This window comes from Shewanella sp. FDAARGOS_354 (assembly GCF_002209245.2).
Lineage (GTDB): Bacteria > Pseudomonadota > Gammaproteobacteria > Enterobacterales > Shewanellaceae > Shewanella > Shewanella xiamenensis.
The window spans coordinates 4,072,362-4,093,122 of record NZ_CP022089.2 but is presented as its reverse complement, the minus strand read 5'-3'; the positions used below and the strand labels follow the sequence as shown (position 1 = coordinate 4,093,122).

Sequence of the window (20,761 nt, the reverse complement as noted above, 5' to 3'; positions counted from 1 at the left end):
GACGATGAAAGTCTTACTGACGCGCCCCGAGGGGCGCAATCAGTCGATGGTCGATGCCTTGAATGAAAGAGGCATCGACCACTGCGTGACGCCACTGCTCTGCGTTGAGGCCACGCCCCCTCTGCCGCCAGACTCTTCGCATCCACTCGCTAATGTCGATATGGTTATCTGTATCAGCGCCAATGCCGTCAGCTTTGCTGATGCTGCGTTTAAAGTCGATACTGCCCAAGTTAAAGACTGGCCAAGCGTACCTTATTTCGCCGTAGGTCATGCGACTTGGGAAGCGCTGCAAGAGAAGGGAATTGAAGCTCTGGAAGCACCGGATGATTGTCAGCAAACAGAAGGCTTGCTGACATTGCCTGCACTGCAACATATCCAAGGCAAACATATCACTATCATTCGTGGTGTCGGTGGTCGTGAAGCCCTCGCTGAGCAACTGAGTGCCAGAGGCGCGAAGCTGCGCTATTGGGAAGTCTATCAACGCGCTTGCCCACCACTCGATGGCGCCGCGGTTAGCCAACACTGGCGAGACTTAGGGATAGATACTATTGTCGTGACGAGTGGTGAAGTACTAGATAATCTGATTAATCTAGTGCCAAAAGAGTTATTTGCATGGCTGCGCTCATGTCATATCATAGTCCCCAGTAACCGAGTAGAAGCTCAAGCTCATGCCTTTGGTATAACCCAAGTCACCAATGCCAATGCCGCCAACAGCAAAGCCGTGCTAAACGCCCTTAAACTCTAAGTGCTATTTAGCCCGATTTTACTCGAATTTCGGCAGTAGCATGATTTTAAGGACTGTTAAATGGATAACAACAAGCACGACGCCCAAAGCCCAGAGTCACAGGCTATCCCAGTTCTCGCCACATCGGTCAATACCGATGACGCTGCACCACACAACCAAGCTTCTGAGTCACAGGCGAGCAAGCCTGAAGAACAAGAAGTCAAACCTACCGGCACTAAGTCGCAAGCCAGCAAACCCGAATCGACCCAAGCTGCTCGCCAAGTGGTGCAAGTGAATCGTAGCTCATGGGCTATTCGTTTTGGTGTACTACTGGCCTTAGGCTTGACCGTTTGCACCATAGGTGGTGGCTATTTGCTGTATCAACAAATGCAGCAACAACTTCAACTGCAAGAGACGAAAAATCTAGCCCTGCAAGATCAGTTGCAGCAGGCTTTACTCGTCCCAAATCAGCGTCTTGCACAACTTGAGCAACAACAACTCGCAGATGCAAAAACCTTCCAAGAGTTATCTAAGCTTGCCACAGATCAAAACCAGTTACAGGACAGACTAGAGAAACTGGCCCAGCGTAGCCCAACCCACTGGATGGCCTCAGAAGCCGAATATCTAGTAAACATGGCTGGACGTAAGCTTTGGCTCGAAAAAGATCCACGCACGGCAACCGATTTATTAAAATCCGCGGATGAAACTATTGCCGCGATGAACAACCCCGCATTACTGCCAATCCGTAAGGCATTGGCAAAGGATATTGCGGCGACCACCAATATTAAGAGTGTGGATATTGAAGGTGGTGTATTAGCACTCGATGCCTTAATCGACCAACTTGACAAATTGCCGCTAAATCGTGCCGATGCTGAAGCAAGCACGGCTGAAGATACGACCATTTCCGGCGATCTTAACGATTGGCAAAGTAATCTGAGTAAAACCTGGAAGGCGTTGACTCAAGATTTTATTACTATTCGTCATCGCACCGCCGATGCGCCAGCCCTACTTGCTCCAGAGCAACAATGGTATTTGGTTGAGAATATCCGCCATAAACTGCTGCAATCACAACTGGCACTCTATCGCTATGATAGAGCCGCTTATCATCAATCACTGATGATGGCGCGCCAGTGGATCCAAACCTATTTTGATGTTCAAGCGCATCAAACTAGCGAGGCCATTGCCGAAATCGACAAGTTGGCAACACTCGATCTTGACCCTATTACGCTGAAATCCTTTGCCGCTAAACCGCTGTTATTACAATTAACCAGCTATGGTGAACTCACCTCTGCAGAGGAACCGCAGCTATGATTAAGGCATTAATATTTCTTGGTATTATACTTTTAGGCCTGTGTATCAGTCCCTGGATTGTTGGCAATACTGGCTATGTGTATATTGCCGCGGGTGATTACCAGCTTGAGACCAGTTTAGTTTTTGGCATCGTCATGTTAATCGTGTTTTATGCCCTATTCCAAGTGCTGGAATGGTTAGTGATCACTGTGATTAATCTGCTGCTACGTAGCCGTTTTATCCCGCAGCATTGGCGTCGCCGCTCCGCCAAAAAACACACCCTCATCGGCGCACTTGCCATTGCCGAAGAAGATTGGCCTGCGGCAGAGCGCGCCATGATTAAAGGGGCCGACAACGGTGAACTGCCAGCATTAAATTTGTTAGCCGCTGCACGTGCTGCTCAACATCAAAATAAAATTGCCGAACGAGATCAATATCTTGCCCGCGCTGAAGCCCAGCCTATGACGGCCAATGCGGTAGCTACCACTCGTACCCGTTATTTACTCAAACAAGGTGAATTAGCCTTAGCCAGAGCCGAGCTCGATAAGTTAGCCCCAACTAGCAAGAGTAAAGCCCCTGTGCTGAAACTCGCCCTCGAGTTATATCGCGCCCAGGAAGATTGGGAAGCGCTTAAGCTATTGCTCCCAATACTGAAGAAACGTCAGATCTTAGAGGATGCAAAGTTAAATACGCTGAATGTTGAAACCCATTGCGCCCTATTAAAAGCGGCGAGTCTAAAAGGGGAAGAAGCTCTAGAACAATGCTGGCAATGGCTTTCACGCGATGAACGTAACCAGTCTGAGTTTTTAGCGATTTATGCCATGGGCTTGTGCCGCTTCAATCGTAAAGACCAAGCGCTTAAATTACTCTCGAAAAAGCTACGTAGCTCGCCAGAGTCTGCACTGTTAGAAGTTATCCCACAGCTCGTCACCGCCCATGACGAAGAGATCCGCAAACAATTGCTCAAGCATGAAATCACCCATGAGAACAATGCTGATTACCAACGGTGTTTAGCGCTACTCTACCAACAAACCCGGGATATGAAAGAAGCCAAAATCCGCTGGCAGAATGTTTGTCGTCTTGCTCCGAGTAAAGACTCTTGGCTGGCGTTAGCACGTATTCAAGAGCAACTTGGCGAACAAGGTCATGCTAACCAAAGCTATCGTCAGGCAGTAAACCTATAATTTCTATCAACCGCAATCCATTAGGCGGATTGCGGTCCCTCCTCATTCAACCTTGAACATACTTGCCGCACATCATTTATAAAATATTAAACCCGATCTTAAGAATAGTTTGTTATTAATATGTTTATTTTGATAGTTAAGAGACACTAAATGCAGTTTCTTTTGCGTTTTAAGATACTACATCTAGTTCTGTCACTTTTAAGTGCCATTTTTTCGCACTCCACCCCTTAAAATCCAGTTATAGCAAGCCATTCCGGCGCGTCAAAAAATTGACTTACACACGCGACCAAGCTAAAATTTAGCCACTTGTATCACAATTCAGCGTATTTGTTGAATTTGTGCATCTTCGGATTAACACACTTTGGCTGTTGGGAGCTAATTATGGGATCGATCATTACAACCGACATTCCGCAGCTAATTTAGGAATAAACTACCTCATAGAATCTACCGAGTAATTTGAGTAGTTGTGTTTGGTGATCTTGAAGTCCAGTGATGAACCTTTGGCCGTTAATCTCTAGCGTATCTATGCCTTCGAATTGCAAGAAGACCCAACGTGCCGTCGGTCTGGAGGTCGTCTTGTTCTTTACCATACTTGGGAAGAACGCTTCGGTTTGTGCGAGTTGTTCTCTGATTTTGTGTTCTAAACTAGCGTAAACAAGCAAGCTCAACGTCATTATCATTAGCAACGCTTCAATGCGCTCAGGCTTTTTCAAGAAGATGGAAGAGGTTAAAAACTCAGGGCTTTTTAGAAAACGGAAGCCGCGCTCGACTTTTTGTTGCGATTTGTAATGTGCTAGAAGAGCCGCCATGGTGAGTGCTTCATTGTCGGTGTCATTCGTCGCGAGGATAAACATGCCTACTTTGAGCTTAGCCAGTTTTACTTTTTCTAGGTCGGTGAAGGGGGCGGCTTCGATAAAGTATTGGTATCCTGTCGGTGCTTCATCTGTCTTTGGGCGGCCCGAATGAGAGTAAGTCGGCTGTTTGATGAGAGTGCCTTGTTCAAACCCAAGTAAGTCACATTGTTTCTTGAAATCGTTAAACGCTAATTCTGCGTCAACTTCACAAGCGAATGGTTTTTTACTTAGCTTTTCCAACGCTTTGATTTCTTTTGCTATGTTTTTCTCTAAGTTCTTGAAGAAAGTGATTTCTTCCCGCTTGGTGGCCTGTTCACTGTGAACGAGCAACCAACGTTGATTGACCTTTCCGTAATCCGAGTCTATCCAACATCCTGAGTAGCCATGACCGATAGTGCTTAATTGCTCTGGCTCTAGCGCAAGTAGTGCTTGTTTTGCGAGCTTGATGGTCATGGGGACACGGGTAATGAATTTTTGATTTTGCTCATCTAGCGAGGAGATGCTTTCTTCGGTGTACAAAGCGGCATCAGCGATAAAGTAACGACTATTTTGCGCGGCTTTTAGGCAATGTATGTGTCTTTTAGTGACTTCAGCGAATGCCTTGGCATCATTGGTGTTACCACTCAGTGCTTGCATGTAAACAGGAATACCTGCTTGGTTTTCACAGATGAGTTCAAGCACGACTTGGTTAAGCTCTGGCCTATGATCCCGACTATAACCTCTTACAAGCTTAATCACGTTGGTGTTTTCATCTTGTGCATACTCACCATCAACGTGGAAGCTAGTGATATCAAGATGAACAGAATCGGTCGTCAAGCCCAGTTTATCAACAACACGCTCAGCAATAACCTGATAGAGCGCTGAGACATCGGCTTCGTATAGAGCATCTAATGTGCGGCCTAGTACATCATCAGTCAGGTGGTGTGCTTCAATGTCTTTGGCGAGTAGCTTAGATACAGGCTTGGTCTTAAAAAAGTCCGAGAACATGTGCAGTGTTCTGCTATGAAAGCCAAGTCCATTTAGGAGCATGGCCAATACCGCGTCACCATGAGAAACATTGTGGTCAGAATATTTTGGGATAACGGCATCTATCATCCGTGGCAGGCCAATTTCGTGACAAAAGGCGGCAATGAGACCAAGGTGATCTAAGCGTTTAATAACAGGATGGGTAGACATATTTTGAGACCGTCAAATAGCAGTAATAGATCAAAACTGTCGATCGCGGTCAAGATGGTGTCGTAGTTTTTATGAAAAGCTGATCGCCAGATCACACTATTTAAATTCTGGAATTAGCTGCGGAATGACGGTTGCAATTATCGGTCGTAATGGCTCAGGTAAAAGTACCTTGGCCAAACTTCTCGTTGGACTGTTCCAACCCACAACCGGTAGCCTACGCTACGATGGGGTCGATTCGGCGCAAATTCATCCTAGCGATCTGCGCCGTAACTTTGGTTACTTACCGCAGGACGTCACCCTCTTCCACGGTACCATAAGAGATAACATTCTCTTTGGTACTCGCCAAGTGACAGAGCATCAACTTATCCGTGCAGTACAGCTTTCAGGTGTCAGTCAGTTCACCCATTTGGAGGCTGAAGGCCTAGATCAACAAGTTGGCGAAGGCGGTATGTCTCTTAGTCGTGGACAAAGACAAACCGTTGCCCTCGCACGGGCGACTCTTAATGACCCGCCAGTATTGTTAATGGATGAGCCTACAGCGAGTTTAGATGCGAGAGCAGAACAACAGTTTATTCGCTCAATGCAAAATGTCAGCAAGGATCGAACCTTGCTATTAATTACTCATAAAATGCATTTATTACAATTAGTTGACCGTATTATTGTGCTTGAAAGGGGACATGTTGTTGCCGATGGTCCTAAAGCTGAAGTGTTAGAAAAACTCAATTTTGGCCTTGTAAATGGAGGCTCCAGACAATGAGTAAAAATCTAACGGCAAATGATTTAGACATGGTTGATGATGTTTACGGTGCCATGATGACCGATGCCCCAAGTGGACATAGGCTCATCATATGGGCATTAGCTGCCATGGTTGTGTGTTTTCTACTTTGGGCAGGTTTTGCCAAACTGGATAAGGTGACTACCGGGACAGGTAAAGTGATCCCTTCTTCTCAAGTTCAAGTCATTCAAAGTCTTGACGGCGGTATCATGCAAGAACTCTTTGTGAGAGAGGGTGATATTGTCACTAAAGGTCAGCCACTGGTACGGATTGATGATACCCGCTTTCGCTCCGATTTTGCCCAGCAAGAGCAAGAGGTCTTTGGCTTAAAAACCAATGCCATCCGTATGCGCGCAGAATTAGATAGCATTCTTATCTCTGATATGACTTCTGACTGGCGTGAACAAGTTAAAATTACCAAAAAAGCTTTAGTATTTCCCGATAGTATTCATGAGGCAGAACCTGCCCTAGTGAAAAGACAACAGGAAGAATATAACGGTCGCTTAGATAATCTGAGCAACCAATTAGAAATTCTGGTTCGTCAGATACAACAAAGGCAACAAGAAATCGATGACCTTGCCTCAAAAACGACGACCTTAACAACCAATATGCAGTTGATTTCTAGGGAGTTAGAGCTTACGAGGCCTCTGGCTAAAAAAGGGATTGTGCCCGAAGTTGAATTACTTAAACTCGAACGCGCAGTGAACGATGCTCAGGGGGAATTAAACTCATTGAGACTGCTTAGACCGAAACTGAAAGCTGCATTAGATGAAGCAATATTAAAGCGCCGTGAAGCGGTATTTGTTTACGCTGCAGATCTTCGTGCGCAGCTTAACGAAACACAAACCCGTTTATCCAGAATGAACGAAGCACAGGTGGGAGCCCAAGATAAGGTTAGCAAAGCGATTATTACCTCCCCTGTAAACGGCACCATTAAGACAGTGCATATCAACACCTTAGGAGGCGTGGTTCAACCCGGAGTTGATATAGTCGAAATCGTGCCATCTGAAGACCAGTTACTTATAGAAACCAAGATCTTACCTAAGGATATTGCGTTTTTACATACCGGCTTACCTGCAGTAGTTAAGGTGACTGCCTATGACTTTACCCGTTACGGTGGTCTTAAAGGTACAGTAGAGCATATTAGTGCCGATACATCACAGGACGAAGAAGGAAATAGCTTCTACCTTATAAAGGTAAGAACCGAAGAATCGAGTTTAATAAAAGACGATGGCACAGAGATGCCAATTATACCGGGGATGTTAACTAGCGTTGACGTTATCACCGGACAAAGATCCATCCTTGAGTACATTTTAAATCCAATTTTAAGGGCTAAGGACACAGCGCTCAGAGAGCGTTAAGCCTGTTATAAACCGGGAGGTTTGCAATGAAGACTTTAGTAAGACGACAATTTCAATGTTCAAAAATAGCGGTTCTGCTGGCTTTGTTTCCTAAATCAGTTGAACTAAAACCATAGCTGGTGATCTGATCGACATAGCCCATCAACTCGCCCATCAATCGTGTCAAAACCTCAATATAAAACAATCAACTGGAAGCAATACAATCAAGCCCTGATCAATCGTGGCTCACTTACCTTCTGGATTGATGAGGACGCTATCGCCCAGTGGAAAGCTAAGGCCGAGCAACCAAGGAAAGGTCGACCACGCGTATTTAGCGACTTAGCCATTACCACCGCGCTGATGGTTAAACGTGTTTTCTCGATGCCACTACGAGCGTTACAAGGCTTTATCAACTCGGTGTTTAAACTGGCTGATATTCCGCTTTCGTGCCCACATTACACTTGCATCAGCAAACGCGCTAAAACCGTCAAGATTGCTTTTAAAACCAAGACGCGTGGCACCATTGAGCACTTGGCTATCGACTCGACAGGCTTGAAGGTTTATGGCGAAGGTGAGTGGAAAGTGAAGAAACATGGCACAGATGGCAAGCGCCGCGTGTGGCGTAAGCTGCATATCGCTGTCGATACCCATAGCCATGAAATTATTGCAGCGGAACTGAGTTTATCCGGTGTCACTGACGCTGAAGTTATGCCGAATTTGCTCAAGCAAACCCATCGCAAAATCCGCAATATCTCAGGTGATGGTGCTTACGACACAAGAGCCTGTCACGATGCCGTTCGTAGAAAACGGGCTTTAGTACTCATTCCACCGAGGGAAGGTGCCGCGCTCTGGGAACAAGGTCATCCGCGTAACTTAGCGGTCAGTTGGCAACAGCTTCATGGTTCAAATAAACAGTGGAAAAAACGGTATGGTTATCATCGGCGGTCAATCTCAGAAACAGCAATGTACAGAGTGAAGCAACTACTTGGTGGCAGATTGAGCCTGCGAAATTATAACGGTCAGGTAGGAGAAACTTACGCGATGATAAAGGCGTTGAACAAACTCACTGGGCTAGGCATGCCTGAAACTTACCGTGTAGTTTAATATTCAAACGATTATGAGGAGCTTTGCTCGCTGAATCGATTTAGGAAACAAAGCCGGTTCTGCTGTCAGCTATCTTGCTTCCACTATCGGCTCAAAGCCAAACGCTTGAGCAAGCGGTTGCGCACACGCTCGATACCAACCCAGATCTACGAGTGGCGTTTAACCGATTCAAAGCGAGAGAAGAGCAAGTAAATCAGGCAATTGCTGGTTATATGCCAACAGTCGATCTCACTGGTGGCTATGGCTACGAGCAGACGGATAGCGTATCAACGCGTCGACGCAAAAATGTCGGTGATGTTGATAGCAATGGCGTCGCGGAACTCAACCGTGGTGAGTTTGGTATTAGCCTAAAACAAATGCTTTTTGATGGTTTTTATACCAGCAGTGAAGTTGACCGTTATAGCTTTGAAGCCAGTGCAGACCAGTGGGCCTTACTTGCTGCGGCTGAAGATATGGCATTGGATGTCAGCAAAGTCTATCTCAACTACCTTCGTACTGATGAAGTGTTGAAGCTGGCTGAAAAAAATCTTAACAGCCATAAAGAAATTTATGATCAAATCAAGCAACGTACTGATTCAGGTCTAGGCTCAACAGCCGATCTATCACAAATATCAGGACGTCTTGCAAGGGCAAATGCGAATGTGATTTCTGCCCGAAATAATTTGCTCGATGCTAAAGCGCAATTTATCCGAGTCGTGTCTGCCGACCCAGTTGACTTAATTCAACCCGTTCCAGATGCCGATATGTTACCAAAGGATTTAAACAGTAGCTTAGCAGACGCAGATAAAAATCATCCTATCCTTAAATCTGCAGCAAACGATATTCGTGCTGCTGAAAATGAGCGTTCATCCGCCCAAGCCAACTATTATCCGCAAGTTTCGTTAGAGCTAAACGGTAGCTGGAACAATGATGTGGGTGGCGAAGATGGCGTAAGTGAATTAGCGAGCCAAAATGTAGGTGGTTATAGCAATGACATCGTCGCTATGGTGCGAGTCAGATACAACCTATTCGCTGGCGGTAAAGATCTTGCTCGCGAAAAGGAATCTGCTTACAAACTGGGTGAAGCGAAAGAAATCCGTCAACGTGCACAAAGGGAAGTCATTGAAGGGGTAAACCTTGCATGGAACGCCTACGAAATGTTAGCGCCTCAAAAGCAATACATTCGCGACCATGTCATCGCAGCCAAAGACACTCAGTCCGCCTATGCGCAACAATTCAATCTCGGCCAACGCAGCTTGCTCGACTTACTGGATACTGAGAATGAGTTATTCGAAGCTCGCAAGGACTACTTACAGGCTGAATATGATGAAATCATTGCGAAATACCGTGTACTAAATGCGACAGGCCGCTTACTCGACTCACTGAAAGTGACTCGTCCAGAAGCATGGCGTGGCGAACGTAACTACGAAGGAGGAGCTAACCAATGAAAACCACAATCCTTTTCCTTAGCGTGGCGCTTTTAGCAGGTTGTTCCATGCGTGATACTGTCAATATTGATGATATGACAACAACTCAAGCATACGATCTTTCCGATAAGGATGGTGATGGCGTTATCGAAGCCCGTGAGCGCTGTAATGATACAGCCAAAGGAGCGGGCACAGATAACTACGGTTGTGGTCAGATCAAATCAATCAATGAGCGTAAGGAAATTAATGTATTATTTCCTAATAACTCAGCATATATAGCACCAGAGTATTACCCGCAAATCGAAGAAGTTGCTATTTTCTTACGTCAATATCCAACGACTAAAGTGACTATTGAAGGTCACACTAGTCGTACAGGTACTGACGAACGCAATGCGGTATTATCACAAGAGCGGGCAGATGCCGTTACCGCGGTACTGGCCGAACGTTTTGGTATCGACAGAAGTCGATTGACTGCAATAGGATATGGCTCAAGTCGGCCAGTCGTTCTAGAACGAACACCCGAAGCAGAAATTCGTAATCGTCGAGTCGTTGCAGAAGTGACGGGAGACGATACGGCGACAGATATGAAATGGACGATTTATTCCGTCGATAACGCAAAATAAGGTCTAACAGAGTAGGTTATGAACGGCAGGCCAAAGGGTACAAGTGCATTTATTCGAGCCTGCCGCTCTAGCCTTGTTGCATCTGCATTAGGGATTAGCTTTCTATATGCGTCTCCAACCCAAAAACTTGATGAAGCGAAAATCACCTCAACGTTAGAAAAACGCTATGGTGAACGTGCAGGGATGCGAGCACGGGCTTGGTTTAAAGTATTGGCAGAGGCAAGCACGGTTGACGAAAAGGAAAAGCTATTGAAAGTGAACAACTTCTTTAACTTATTCCGTTTTGTTGATGACATAAAATTATGGGGAGAATCAAACTATTGGGCCACTCCGATGGAGTTCATTGGGGTCAATGGTGGAGATTGTGAAGATTTTTCAATCGCCAAGTATTTCACACTGCTTCAGTTAGGTGTTCCCGAAGATAAGATGCGGATCACTATGGTTAAAGCCACAAGCGTGAATCAGTATCATATGGTATTGGCTTACTATGATACGCCTTCATCCATCCCTCTAGTACTCGATAATCTCGACCATGTCATCAAACCCGCAACACAACGTAAAGATCTCATACCCGTTTACAGTTTTAACGGTAAACAGTTATGGCTAAATAAAGAACAGGGACGAGGCGTTTTAGCTGGCTCGTCAACACGACTCGAAAAATGGAATGACCTTAACCATAGGTTAGGGGTTGATCGCCTAAGACAACCCAAATTAAAACTGGAGTAGCACCCAAGATGACACTGTTTAGACAGATTTATTCGCTGCTTTTTAGCCTGTTTTTGTTAGTAGTAGCAAGCCTTGGCTATGTGCAATTCACTGAGACTCAAAGCTTTTTAACCAAGCAAATGGAATCGGATCTAAACAACGCCAGTACTTCGCTTGGATTAATGCTTACTCCTGCACTTGAAGCTGGCGATACTGCGGCTGCCGAAACCTTAGTTAACGTTATTTTTGAAGGCGGCTATTATCAAAATATCAAGTTGACTTGGATGGTTGATGGCAAACAACAGGAATGGAATAACCCGCTAAAAATTGAAGATGTGCCCCAATGGTTCATCAATTTAAAACTATTTAAGACAATCAAAAAAGAAAGCACTATTACCTCTGGATGGTTACAACTGGCTCAACTAGAAATCACTGCGCACCCAGGTTTTGGTTACCATGAATTATGGCGAATTATGTCAAATACCATTATCGCCTTTTCATTGCTGTTTTTAGTCGCAATTTTTACTGCAAGATTAGGATTAACTTGGATCCTAAAACCACTCCACGCTTTATCTGATCATGCTAAAAAGATTGCTGCGCGCCAGTTTGGCCCCGATATGCCCTTGCCTAAGACCACAGAACTCAAAGATCTCGTTACCGCATTCAACAGTATGTCAGCTCAACTTAAACAACTCTTCCAATCGCTCGATGAAGAAGTTGGTACTTTACGTAAAAAGAATCTCACAGACCCCGCCTCTGGACTGCCTAACCGCCAATATGTGGTGAGCCGTCTCAATGGCTGGCTAAGCGAACCAAGTAGCGGTGCCCTATTTTTAGCTAAGCTAGACTGGCTCGAAGAAGTTCACAGTAAATATGGCTATCAGGTTCGCGATGAAACCATTCGCCTATTGGCCGAAAAACTAGTTCAGCAATTAAATGAGATCACACCTTCTGTGATTGCACGAATTGCCGCATTTGAGTTTTCCTTCCTAGTTACCGATGTCGAGCACGATCAAATTAGCAAATACCTGCAAACGCTGATCCGCACCATTAACCAAGAAATTTCTAAAGCGGGCTGTAAACCCAATGAAAACTTCGCCATTGGTGTCGCTGAACGTATTGGCCAAATGAAGGTATCCGATATTCTTGCCCAAGCAGACAACGCCCTGCAAAAAGCACTCAAAGAAAATAAGACCTTCCATTGGTTCGAGACAACCGAACAACAGCTTTTCACCCGAGAACAATGGCGCGATAACCTTAGCCACGCCATTAGCAACAAAAAATTCAAGTTTCGTTGGCAACCGATCCAATTTTGTAATGGCGATGGCGTGAGCCAAAGAGAACTTTATTGCCAACTCGAGTTGGGTGATAAGCTTGCTCATGCAGGCCAGTTTATGCCGTATATCGAGCTACTCTCACTCGGCTCATTACTCGATAAATGCCTCATTGAGACAGTCTACGAGCAAAAACTGCTTGAGCGTAACTATGAGCCACTCGCAATCAACCTAACGCATCAAAGTATTAGTGATCCCCAGTTCCACGACTGGCTTAATCACTTCCTGCGCAGTGCTCCACAGGTTGAACGGATTTGCTTTGAGATCCCTGAAGCGGGAGTTTATAGCGATTTAGAATCCTGTACTCGCCTTTGCAATATCATTAGAGACAATGGTGCAAAATTTGGTATAGACCACTTCGGCCGTCAATTTGGCTCCATGTCTTACCTCCAAGAGCTAAGACCAAGTTACGTTAAACTTGACCAATCTTTCTCTTACTATGACGAAGCATCACATAATAGCGAGCTCTGCCGTGCGATTATCAATGTAGCTAGAGGATTAGATATTCAGGTGATAGTGACAGGAATTCAAGAAAAGGCTCAGCTAGAGCGCTTCAATGAGCTAAAAACGGATGCCTATCAGGGCTTCATTGTCCCGCCAGAAAATATCGACTAAATCGAATACCATTGCATTAAGGCTCCTTCGGGAGCCTTAATTATTTGAGATGTTGCTAACGGCCTTGAATCCTCGCAGCACCATGTCATGCAATCACAACGCGCCAGCAAGATACGAATGGCAAAACAGTACCAAGAGACAAATACAAAAAAGCCTCAGTACTTCTTTCGAAATTCTGAGGCTTCAGTGTAATTGGTCGGTGATAGAGGATTCGAACCTCTGACCCTCTGGTCCCAAACCAGATGCGCTACCGGACTGCGCTAATCACCGTAACTGTTAACTATTTGCTTGAAAACTCAAACGCGCTAGTTATGCGAAGAATGTGGTCGGTGATAGAGGATTCGAACCTCTGACCCTCTGGTCCCAAACCAGATGCGCTACCGGACTGCGCTAATCACCGAAATTTACTTTAGCTAAAGAGAGTAAAACCCTCTGGTCCGCTCTTATCCAAAAATCTGGATGCGCTATCGGACTGCGCTAATCACCGAGATGTTAAATGAAATGGGGTGACTGATGGGGCTCGAACCCACGACAACCGGAATCACAATCCGGGACTCTACCAACTGAGCTACAATCACCACTGAATTTCACTTTACTGCTAACCTCAAGCTCACAACTCATTCGGAGAGATGGTGCGCCCAAAAGGATTCGAACCTTCGGCCTCACCCTCCGGAGGGGTGCGCTCTATCCAGCTGAGCTATGGGCGCTCGCCTTGGTTAGCGCCGCATATAGTATGGACAAATAGCCTTTGAGTCTATAGCTGTTTTGCACTTTTTTTACTGACTGCTCAAGTTTTGATACATTAGCATGCTTTTTCAGCGAAAACACAGTTAAAATATGACTTGGATGTTACGGTATTTCGTGCTAATTATAACGTTTGGCAACAATTAACGCAGAACTGATTAGTGAGTATCATGTTTAGGGATGAAGATGAAACTACCCAACCTCGAGCTCCTGAGCTTGAACGCTTAAAAAAAAGACTTAATCGCCTTAAATATTTGGCGCATAAGTACAAGCGGGCGGAGATCGTTCAAAATGCGTTACTCGAATTATCCCATATTGCCACTCAGGTTCCTTCCCTCGAAGAATTCTATTTAGGGGTTCACCACCACCTAAAAAAGCTTATTTCTGCTGATAATTTTTTTATCGCTACTCTCGATATCAATACCAACACTATTTCGGTTCCCTTCTTTGCCGATGAAAAAGATGCCCATCCTGCCCAGCTTTATCCCGAGCAATCCCTATCAACGCTGTTGCAACAAGGATTAACTGGTTACGTTTTTCGCACAGGAAAAACCCTACTATGCGATGAATCCAAGGTTGAAGAGCTGGTCGAAGCAGAGGAAATCGTCAATTTAGGTTCTCCTTGCCACCTTTGGCTTGGAGTGCCCATCAAGCATGAAGGCATAGTCACTGCCGTACTGGTAGTACAAACCTATGATACTAATGTCAGTTATGGCGATATCGAGGTCGAGTTAATGACCTTTATTTGTCACCATATTGCTGGCGTGATGGAAAGACTTAAGCACCAAGAACAGCTAGAGCAAGCAATACAACAACGAACTAAAGAGCTTAGCCAAGCCTATGACAAGCTCAAGCAAGAAGTGTATGAAAGACGCAGAGCCGAGCGGCTGCAAAAATCCTTATTTGAAATAGCAGAACTAGCAAGCTCTAGTTCAGATAATCCTGAATTTTATGCACAGCTACATAATGTGATTCGGCACCTTATTCCTGCCAATAACTGTTACATCGCACTGCTAAATGAACAAGGTACCCACTTAACCTTCCCGTTTTACGTTTCCCAATTAGGTAACCAACACCCTGGGACTCGGCCATTACAGGATGGGCTTACGGAGTATGTGCTCAAACACAAACGTCCACTACTGCTAGACCAGAATGATATTCATGGTTTGATTGCCTCAAAAGAAATTTACGCTAAGGCACCCGCACTTAATCACACTCAAACAATGCATCAATGGATAGGTATCCCACTGTTTATCCATGATGTAGTACGAGGTGCGCTAACCATTTATAGCTTTAGCATGACCCAAAACTACCAAACGAAAGACTTGGAGTTACTCACCTTTGTGTCACAACATATCGGTGCTGCTATCGAGAAAAAACTCGCTGCAGAGTCATTACGCCGCAGCTATGAAGAACTAGAGGAAAAGGTTGCAGCTCGTACAACTGCACTCGCTGAGCTCAATAAGGACCTAGAGAAAGAGATCCGTCAGCGCCGTAATATGGAAGCTAAACTCGTCCATGATGCCAAACACGATGCGCTCACAGGATTGCCCAATCGTGCGATGTTTATGGAGCGTCTCAATCAGGCTATCAAACATGTTCGCCGCCATAGCCTAGAACAGTTTGCCCTGCTGTTTATCGACCTCGACCGCTTTAAGCAGATTAACGATACTATGGGACATTTGGAGGGCGATAGATTCTTAATTGAAACCGCCACTCGCTTACGCGGCTGCATCCGTAGCAACGATACCTTGGCAAGACTCGGTGGTGATGAGTTTGTTATCCTGCTCGATACCATCAACGGCATCAACGATGCCCGTGATGTGGCCGAACGAGTCATTCAAAAAGTCTCACAATCCTACAAATTAGGGACAATCGAGTTTCACTCAGGTGCCAGTATCGGCATAACCATTAGTGGTAATAAGTTAGATACCAGTGAATCGATGCTACGTAATGCCGACACCGCAATGTACCAAGCCAAGGCGAATGGCAAAGGTTGTTATGTTATTTTTGACGATAGCGCGTCACAGCAAAAAATCCAGGATATTGCCTTCGAGAATGATTTTAAACAGGCGCTGCAAGCAGAGGAGTTACAACTCAATCTTCTCCCAATTGTTGATTTACAGACTCTACAACCCCATGCTTTTGAGTGTCGATTAATTTGGGAGCATCCCGTATGGGGAAGTATTCCGCACGAAGTTTTAAGCCAATTAGCTGAGCAAGCTAACCTCATGGTTGAGTTGGATAAGTATGCAATTAACTTACTGAATAAGCATTATCACCAGCTCGTTGTGAGCCATGGAGATAACCTTGATTTACACCTTATGCTTTCCAGTCAACATCTTAAACACAAGCATGTACTTCGTGGTCTTAAAAATGCGCTCAAACAAACTCAGCTTCCTCTCCCGCAGCTATGGTTATTTTTTAATGAAAAAGCCTTAGTTCAAGAAACAGAGAACCACATAAGCGGCTTTGAATTATTAAATAAGCAGGGGGTTAACTTAGGGATTAGCCACTACGGAAGCGGCCACAGTGCGTTAAACAGTTTGTTATTCCTCCCTGTAAAAGGCTTAAAGCTTGATGCGAATATCACGAAACAACTGCAAGATGAACAACACATAAAGCTGATGTCTGCCTATCAAAAGGCAGCCTCAACCTTAAACTTACAAACCTTTGTTGACGGACTTCATCACCCTGAGCAAATCAATATATTCAATGCACTAGGTTATCGCTTCGGCCAGGGTAGTGCCATAGCCCACCCTTTTACCTTAGTGGAAACCCTGCATCAGGTTTGCGCCTAAAACTGCAATTACATGATTAATTAAGACTTCTTAAACATATCTCTTAAATTCGAGATATGGCTGCGCCCGGTCTGCATTCGCTCTTGCTCTGTTTGCTGTGGCTTACGGTTTTCCCAAATAAGGTCATCCTGCGGTAACTCATGCAGAAAGCGGCTCGGCTCGCAGCGCATAGTTTCACCAAACTGGCGACGCTCACGACAGAGGGTGAACCATAGCTCACGTTGTGCCCGCGTTATCCCCACATAGGCAAGACGACGTTCTTCATCAACATTATCTTCATCTATGCTGGTTTGATGCGGCAGAATGCGCTCCTCAACCCCCACCATAAACACGAAGGGGAATTCCAGCCCTTTAGAGGCATGCAGCGTCATTAATTGCACCTGATCGCCGCCTTCATCTTCGCTGTTACGCTCCATCATATCTCTAAGCGTTAGGCGGTTAACCACTTCGGGCAAGGTCATAGGTTCATCTAATTCATCCCCAGAGAGCATTTCCGTCACCCAGCGATACAACTCGGAGATGTTTTTCATCCGCATTTCGGCGGCCTTCGCACTGGTACTGGTCTCGTATAAATAGTCTTCGTAATTAATCTTACGGATCAATTGTTTTACGGCTTCAACCGGTTCTCCCCGCTCGGCATGCTCGCCCGTATCGACAATAAAGCGGCCAAATTGATACAAGGCTGACATGGCATTAGGTGGTAAATGATGATTCAGCTCAGGATCAAAAATCGCCTCGAACATGGAGATATGTTTCTCGTTGGCAAAGTTACCCAAACGCTCCAAGGTGGATGGACCAATACCCCGTTTAGGTAAGTTAACCACACGTAAAAAGGCGTTATCATCGTCAGGATTTACCACCAGTTTAAGGTAGCCCATGATGTCTTTAATCTCGGCACGGGCGAAAAACGAAGTGCCGCCGCTTAGCTTGTAAGGGATACGGTTCGTCATCAACGCCCGCTCAAGTAGGCGAGACTGGTGGTTACCGCGATACAGAATTGCGTAATCACCAAATTGGGTACGGCCGACAAATTTGTGGCGAATGATTTCGGCGACCACGCGCTCGGCTTCTTGTTCCTCATTGGCAGCAAACAGCACCCGCATCGGCTCGCCGTAGGCTAATTCACTAAATAGTGACTTATCATACACATGGGGATTGTTGGCGATAAGGATGTTAGCCGCCCGCAAAATGCGTTGGCTAGAACGATAATTTTGCTCAAGTTTAATCAACTTAAGCTTTGGGAAGTCTTTGCCCAACAGCACTAAGTTCTGCGGCTTAGCACCACGCCACGAATAGATGGACTGGTCATCGTCCCCCACCACAGTAAAGCGCGCGCGCTCGCCCACCAGTAGCTTGACCATTTCATATTGGGAAGTGTTGGTATCCTGATACTCGTCCACCAGCAGGTATTGGATCTTGGTTTGCCAGCGCGTACGCACTTCTTCATGATGGCGTAACAATAGGGTTGGCAGCAGAATTAAGTCATCAAAATCCAAAGCGTTGTAGGCTTTCATATGCTGGGCATAACGCTGATACAACAGGGCGAACAACTGCTGCTGTTCATCCTTTGCCAGCTTGCGCGCTTGGTCGGGAATAATCAGCCCGCCCTTCCAATTGGAGATGCTGCTTGCCAAGGCTTTGAGTAAATCTTTATCTTCCTGTAATTCTTTTTGAGTCAGCTCTTTAAGGAGCGCAAGCGTATCTTGGTCATCGAATAACGAGAACCCAGGCTTTAAACCCAGCACTTTATGCTCACGTTTTACAATCTCAAGACCTAAGGTATGGAAGGTCGAAATCCATAAACCTCTAGCCTCTTTACGCCCCATAGACTGTGCGACCCGCTCCTTCATCTCGCGCGCCGCTTTGTTGGTAAACGTCACGGCGGCGATATTGCGGGCATTGTAGCCACACTTTTGCACTAGATAGGCAATCTTGTTGATAATTACCCGCGTTTTGCCACTGCCCGCGCCCGCTAATACTAAGCAAGGCCCAGAAACATAATGAACGGCATCATTTTGGGCAGGATTGAGTTTCATCGTCGCGCAATATCCAAACAAGTCTTCAGAAGGGGGATGGGATCATAGCAGAAGCGAAGGTTTTAAGGCCAACAAATCCCCAGATATCAATTGAGCAAACAATAGAAATGACTCGTCTCTTCAAATGAATAAGCATTTGAATATGACATCCTAAAAACCAGTCAAATATGCTGCAATCAGTGTGCAGGCAAGCTTATTACAAAATAACTTTCTTAAATCACACTTTTGCCATTTTTTGAGCTAATTTGTTGCTAAGGTTGATAATGCGCAGTAGAATTCCGCATGGATGAACGTTCATTCATAGATGTCGATATCGGAAAGCAGAATGGATAACAAACGTGACTTAATACTTCGCTCCGCCGAAAAAATCATTGCGACAGCAGGCTTACATAACCTTTCAATGCAAAAACTAGCAGTAGATGCAGGCGTTGCCGCAGGTACGATCTACCGCTACTTCAAAGATAAAGAAGATTTGATCATTGAACTGCGTAAAGACGTATTACAACAAATTGCCAGCAAGTTGCTTGAAAACATTAATGAAGGCAGCTTTGACGAAAAATTTCGCCGCCTATGGTTCAAGATTGTTGAACTGGGTCGTGAACAATCCCATGCAAATTTGAGTTTTGCTCAGTATTCCCACCTCCCAGGGGTAGATGCACCTGAGCACCAAGCATTTGAAAGAGAAATATTTCAACCGCTACACCAATTATTTGAGCAGGCAAAAAACCAAGGAATGATTCAAAAGCTTGATAATACCTTGTTGTTTTCTATCGCCTTTGAGCCGGCTATCGCCATAGGCAAACGCCTACGGCGAGGCCATTTGGAATGTACAGAAAATGAAATCCGGCGGGCATGTGAATTATGCCTAAAGGCCATTTCAATCAATCTTCAACTTTAACTCTAGGAATCTTTAGCACCATGAAAAAATGGACTCTAAGTATGCTAGCGATCGCTGTACTTGCCTTTGGCTCAGTGATCGGCTTTAACCTGATGGTAAAAAATAAAATCGCCGAGGCGATCGCCAATATGCCAGAGGCTGAGTTTCCTGTAACAGCCATGACATTAGATATGCAAAAGTGGCAACCCACAATTGATGCGATTGGCTTTGTTGAGCCGCATCAAGGGGTGACCATCTCCAACGAATTAGCAGGACGCGTCACCAGTATTAATTTTGAAAACGGTAGCCGAGTGGAAAAAGGCCAACTGCTGGCCGAACTCGATGCCAAAGTGGAAAGAGCCAACCTTAAAAGCAAAATGGTACAACTGCCCGCCGCTGAGGCCGACTTCAAACGCCTTTCAAAACTCTATGCGCAAAAGTCAGTCTCTAAACAGGATTTAGATAATAGTGAATCTAAATATCTGGCCTTACAGGCGGATATTGAAAGCTTAAAAGCCACTATCGAGCGCCGTGAAATCAGTGCGCCTTTCAGTGGTTTAGTGGGTATTCGTAACATTAACTTAGGTGAATATCTTCAGCCTGGTACCGATATTGTGCGTCTCGAAGATATCAGCACAATGAAAATCCGCTTCACTATTCCGCAAACCCAATTACCTCGTATTGCCGTAGGCCAAAAAATCCATGTGTTTGTGGACTCTTATCCTGAGCAACCCTTCGAAGGTGAAATTGCCGCGATTGAACCCGCCGTGTTTTACCAAAGCGGTTTGATCCAAGTGCAAGCACGCATTTCTAACGATAACGCCAAACTGCGTAGCGGGATGTTTGCCCGAGTATCCATCCTATTGCCAGAACTGAACGATCAGTTTGTACTGCCACAAACCGCCATCAACTTTACCCTTTATGGTAACTCTATTTACCTCATCAAAGAGGTCGAAGAAAACGGTAAAAAGCTGGCTAGAGTCGAGCAAATCAACCTGACGGTATTAGAGCGTAACGGCAATAACGCGCTGGTGAGTGGAGCGTTAAAAGCGGGAGATCGTATTGTCACCTCAGGGCAAATTCGCCTCAGTAACAACAGTAAAGTGACAGTGGTTGAAGACCAAGCCCTGACCCACTCCGACACTATGCCAAAGCTGTAATAGGAGCAAGATA

14 protein-coding genes, 4 tRNA genes and 1 pseudogene are annotated in these 20,761 nt (G+C 45.4%); 13 read left to right on the top strand and 6 right to left on the bottom strand.

Annotated features, from left to right (window positions below):
- The first annotated feature begins 4 nt into the window (after positions 1 to 4).
- The 3 genes from CEQ32_RS18450 to CEQ32_RS18440 are packed head-to-tail and all read left to right on the top strand — an operon-like array spanning position 5 to position 3,198.
- The gene (locus tag CEQ32_RS18450) at positions 5 to 745 is read left to right on the top strand and encodes a uroporphyrinogen-III synthase (RefSeq protein WP_088586571.1); all 741 of its coding nucleotides are present in this window, start codon (positions 5 to 7) and stop codon (positions 743 to 745) included.
- Positions 746 to 805: 60 nt separating this feature from the next.
- Positions 806 to 2,035 carry a uroporphyrinogen-III C-methyltransferase gene (locus tag CEQ32_RS18445; protein WP_088586570.1) on the top strand — a complete coding sequence of 410 codons (1,230 nt, stop codon included), beginning with the start codon at positions 806 to 808 and terminating at the stop codon, positions 2,033 to 2,035.
- Positions 2,032 to 3,198: a heme biosynthesis HemY N-terminal domain-containing protein gene (locus CEQ32_RS18440; RefSeq protein ID WP_088586569.1), complete on the top strand. Its 1,167-nt coding sequence runs from the start codon at positions 2,032 to 2,034 to the stop codon at positions 3,196 to 3,198. The genes CEQ32_RS18445 and CEQ32_RS18440 overlap by 4 nt, the downstream gene beginning before the upstream one ends.
- A 419-nt stretch (positions 3,199 to 3,617) precedes the next feature.
- On the opposite strand, the gene CEQ32_RS18435 is transcribed toward CEQ32_RS18440, so the two are convergent.
- Positions 3,618 to 5,228 (bottom strand): IS1634-like element ISSpu7 family transposase, encoded by a 1,611-nt coding sequence (locus tag CEQ32_RS18435; protein ID WP_011787758.1) that lies wholly within the window; start codon positions 5,226 to 5,228, stop codon positions 3,618 to 3,620.
- Positions 5,229 to 5,355: 127 nt separating this feature from the next.
- On the opposite strand from CEQ32_RS18435, the pseudogene CEQ32_RS18430 reads away from it, so the two are divergent.
- From CEQ32_RS18430 to CEQ32_RS18400, 7 genes and pseudogenes are all read left to right on the top strand, one after another.
- Positions 5,356 to 5,985: pseudogene (locus CEQ32_RS18430) on the top strand (ATP-binding cassette domain-containing protein); the annotation flags it as partial.
- On the top strand, positions 5,982 to 7,364 hold the full coding sequence (locus CEQ32_RS18425) for an HlyD family type I secretion periplasmic adaptor subunit (RefSeq protein WP_088586568.1): 1,383 nt from the start codon (positions 5,982 to 5,984) through the stop codon (positions 7,362 to 7,364). The pseudogene CEQ32_RS18430 and the gene CEQ32_RS18425, both read left to right, overlap by 4 nt.
- Positions 7,365 to 7,523: 159 nt before the next feature.
- Positions 7,524 to 8,447: an IS5-like element ISSpu11 family transposase gene (locus CEQ32_RS18420; RefSeq protein ID WP_069455281.1), complete on the top strand. Its 924-nt coding sequence runs from the start codon at positions 7,524 to 7,526 to the stop codon at positions 8,445 to 8,447.
- Positions 8,448 to 8,506: 59 nt separating this feature from the next.
- A complete protein-coding gene (gene aggA / locus CEQ32_RS18415; protein WP_122040774.1) occupies positions 8,507 to 9,874 on the top strand; it encodes a type I protein secretion system protein AggA in 1,368 nt (455 codons plus the stop codon).
- Positions 9,871 to 10,476 (top strand): OmpA family protein, encoded by a 606-nt coding sequence (locus CEQ32_RS18410; RefSeq protein WP_023265410.1) that lies wholly within the window; start codon positions 9,871 to 9,873, stop codon positions 10,474 to 10,476. The genes aggA and CEQ32_RS18410 overlap by 4 nt, the downstream gene beginning before the upstream one ends.
- An 18-nt stretch (positions 10,477 to 10,494) precedes the next feature.
- The gene (locus tag CEQ32_RS18405) at positions 10,495 to 11,202 is read left to right on the top strand and encodes a transglutaminase-like cysteine peptidase (RefSeq protein ID WP_023265411.1); all 708 of its coding nucleotides are present in this window, start codon (positions 10,495 to 10,497) and stop codon (positions 11,200 to 11,202) included.
- 8 nt (positions 11,203 to 11,210) lie between these two features.
- Positions 11,211 to 13,130 carry an EAL domain-containing protein gene (locus tag CEQ32_RS18400; protein WP_088586566.1) on the top strand — a complete coding sequence of 640 codons (1,920 nt, stop codon included), beginning with the start codon at positions 11,211 to 11,213 and terminating at the stop codon, positions 13,128 to 13,130.
- Between the two features lie 193 nt (positions 13,131 to 13,323).
- Here the strand turns inward: CEQ32_RS18400 and CEQ32_RS18395 are convergent.
- From CEQ32_RS18395 to CEQ32_RS18380, 4 genes are all read right to left on the bottom strand, one after another.
- A tRNA-Pro gene (locus CEQ32_RS18395) sits at positions 13,324 to 13,400 on the bottom strand.
- A 53-nt stretch (positions 13,401 to 13,453) separates the two neighbouring features.
- Positions 13,454 to 13,530 (bottom strand) — tRNA-Pro (locus CEQ32_RS18390).
- Between the two features lie 102 nt (positions 13,531 to 13,632).
- Positions 13,633 to 13,708, bottom strand: a tRNA-His gene (locus CEQ32_RS18385).
- Between the two features lie 52 nt (positions 13,709 to 13,760).
- A tRNA-Arg gene (locus CEQ32_RS18380) sits at positions 13,761 to 13,837 on the bottom strand.
- Positions 13,838 to 14,044: 207 nt separating this feature from the next.
- Here CEQ32_RS18380 and CEQ32_RS18375 point away from each other — a divergent pair.
- Complete coding sequence (locus CEQ32_RS18375) at positions 14,045 to 16,675, top strand: diguanylate cyclase domain-containing protein (protein WP_037427718.1); 2,631 nt, start codon at positions 14,045 to 14,047, stop codon at positions 16,673 to 16,675.
- Between the two features lie 20 nt (positions 16,676 to 16,695).
- Here CEQ32_RS18375 and rep read toward each other — a convergent pair whose 3' ends face one another.
- The gene (gene rep, locus CEQ32_RS18370) at positions 16,696 to 18,711 is read right to left on the bottom strand and encodes a DNA helicase Rep (protein WP_037423389.1); all 2,016 of its coding nucleotides are present in this window, start codon (positions 18,709 to 18,711) and stop codon (positions 16,696 to 16,698) included.
- 325 nt (positions 18,712 to 19,036) lie between these two features.
- Here rep and CEQ32_RS18365 point away from each other — a divergent pair, with 325 nt between their 5' ends.
- Complete coding sequence (locus tag CEQ32_RS18365; RefSeq protein ID WP_037423387.1) at positions 19,037 to 19,609, top strand: TetR/AcrR family transcriptional regulator; 573 nt, start codon at positions 19,037 to 19,039, stop codon at positions 19,607 to 19,609.
- A 20-nt stretch (positions 19,610 to 19,629) separates the two neighbouring features.
- Positions 19,630 to 20,748, top strand: a complete 1,119-nt coding sequence (locus tag CEQ32_RS18360) for an efflux RND transporter periplasmic adaptor subunit (RefSeq protein ID WP_037427715.1) — start codon at positions 19,630 to 19,632, stop codon at positions 20,746 to 20,748.
- The last annotated feature ends 13 nt before the right edge of the window (positions 20,749 to 20,761 follow it).

Bases quoted from the DNA above. Each gene is read 5' to 3' on its own strand.
- CEQ32_RS18450 (WP_088586571.1), top strand. From the start codon at position 5: ATGAAAGTCTTACTGACGCGCCCCGAGGGGCGCAATCAGTCGATGGTC.
- CEQ32_RS18445 (WP_088586570.1), top strand. From the start codon at position 806: ATGGATAACAACAAGCACGACGCCCAAAGCCCAGAGTCACAGGCTATC.
- CEQ32_RS18440 (WP_088586569.1), top strand. From the start codon at position 2,032: ATGATTAAGGCATTAATATTTCTTGGTATTATACTTTTAGGCCTGTGT.
- CEQ32_RS18435 (WP_011787758.1), bottom strand. From the start codon at position 5,228: ATGTCTACCCATCCTGTTATTAAACGCTTAGATCACCTTGGTCTCATT.
- CEQ32_RS18425 (WP_088586568.1), top strand. From the start codon at position 5,982: ATGAGTAAAAATCTAACGGCAAATGATTTAGACATGGTTGATGATGTT.
- CEQ32_RS18410 (WP_023265410.1), top strand. From the start codon at position 9,871: ATGAAAACCACAATCCTTTTCCTTAGCGTGGCGCTTTTAGCAGGTTGT.
- CEQ32_RS18405 (WP_023265411.1), top strand. From the start codon at position 10,495: ATGAACGGCAGGCCAAAGGGTACAAGTGCATTTATTCGAGCCTGCCGC.
- CEQ32_RS18400 (WP_088586566.1), top strand. From the start codon at position 11,211: ATGACACTGTTTAGACAGATTTATTCGCTGCTTTTTAGCCTGTTTTTG.
- CEQ32_RS18375 (WP_037427718.1), top strand. From the start codon at position 14,045: ATGTTTAGGGATGAAGATGAAACTACCCAACCTCGAGCTCCTGAGCTT.
- rep (WP_037423389.1), bottom strand. From the start codon at position 18,711: ATGAAACTCAATCCTGCCCAAAATGATGCCGTTCATTATGTTTCTGGG.
- CEQ32_RS18365 (WP_037423387.1), top strand. From the start codon at position 19,037: ATGGATAACAAACGTGACTTAATACTTCGCTCCGCCGAAAAAATCATT.
- CEQ32_RS18360 (WP_037427715.1), top strand. From the start codon at position 19,630: ATGAAAAAATGGACTCTAAGTATGCTAGCGATCGCTGTACTTGCCTTT.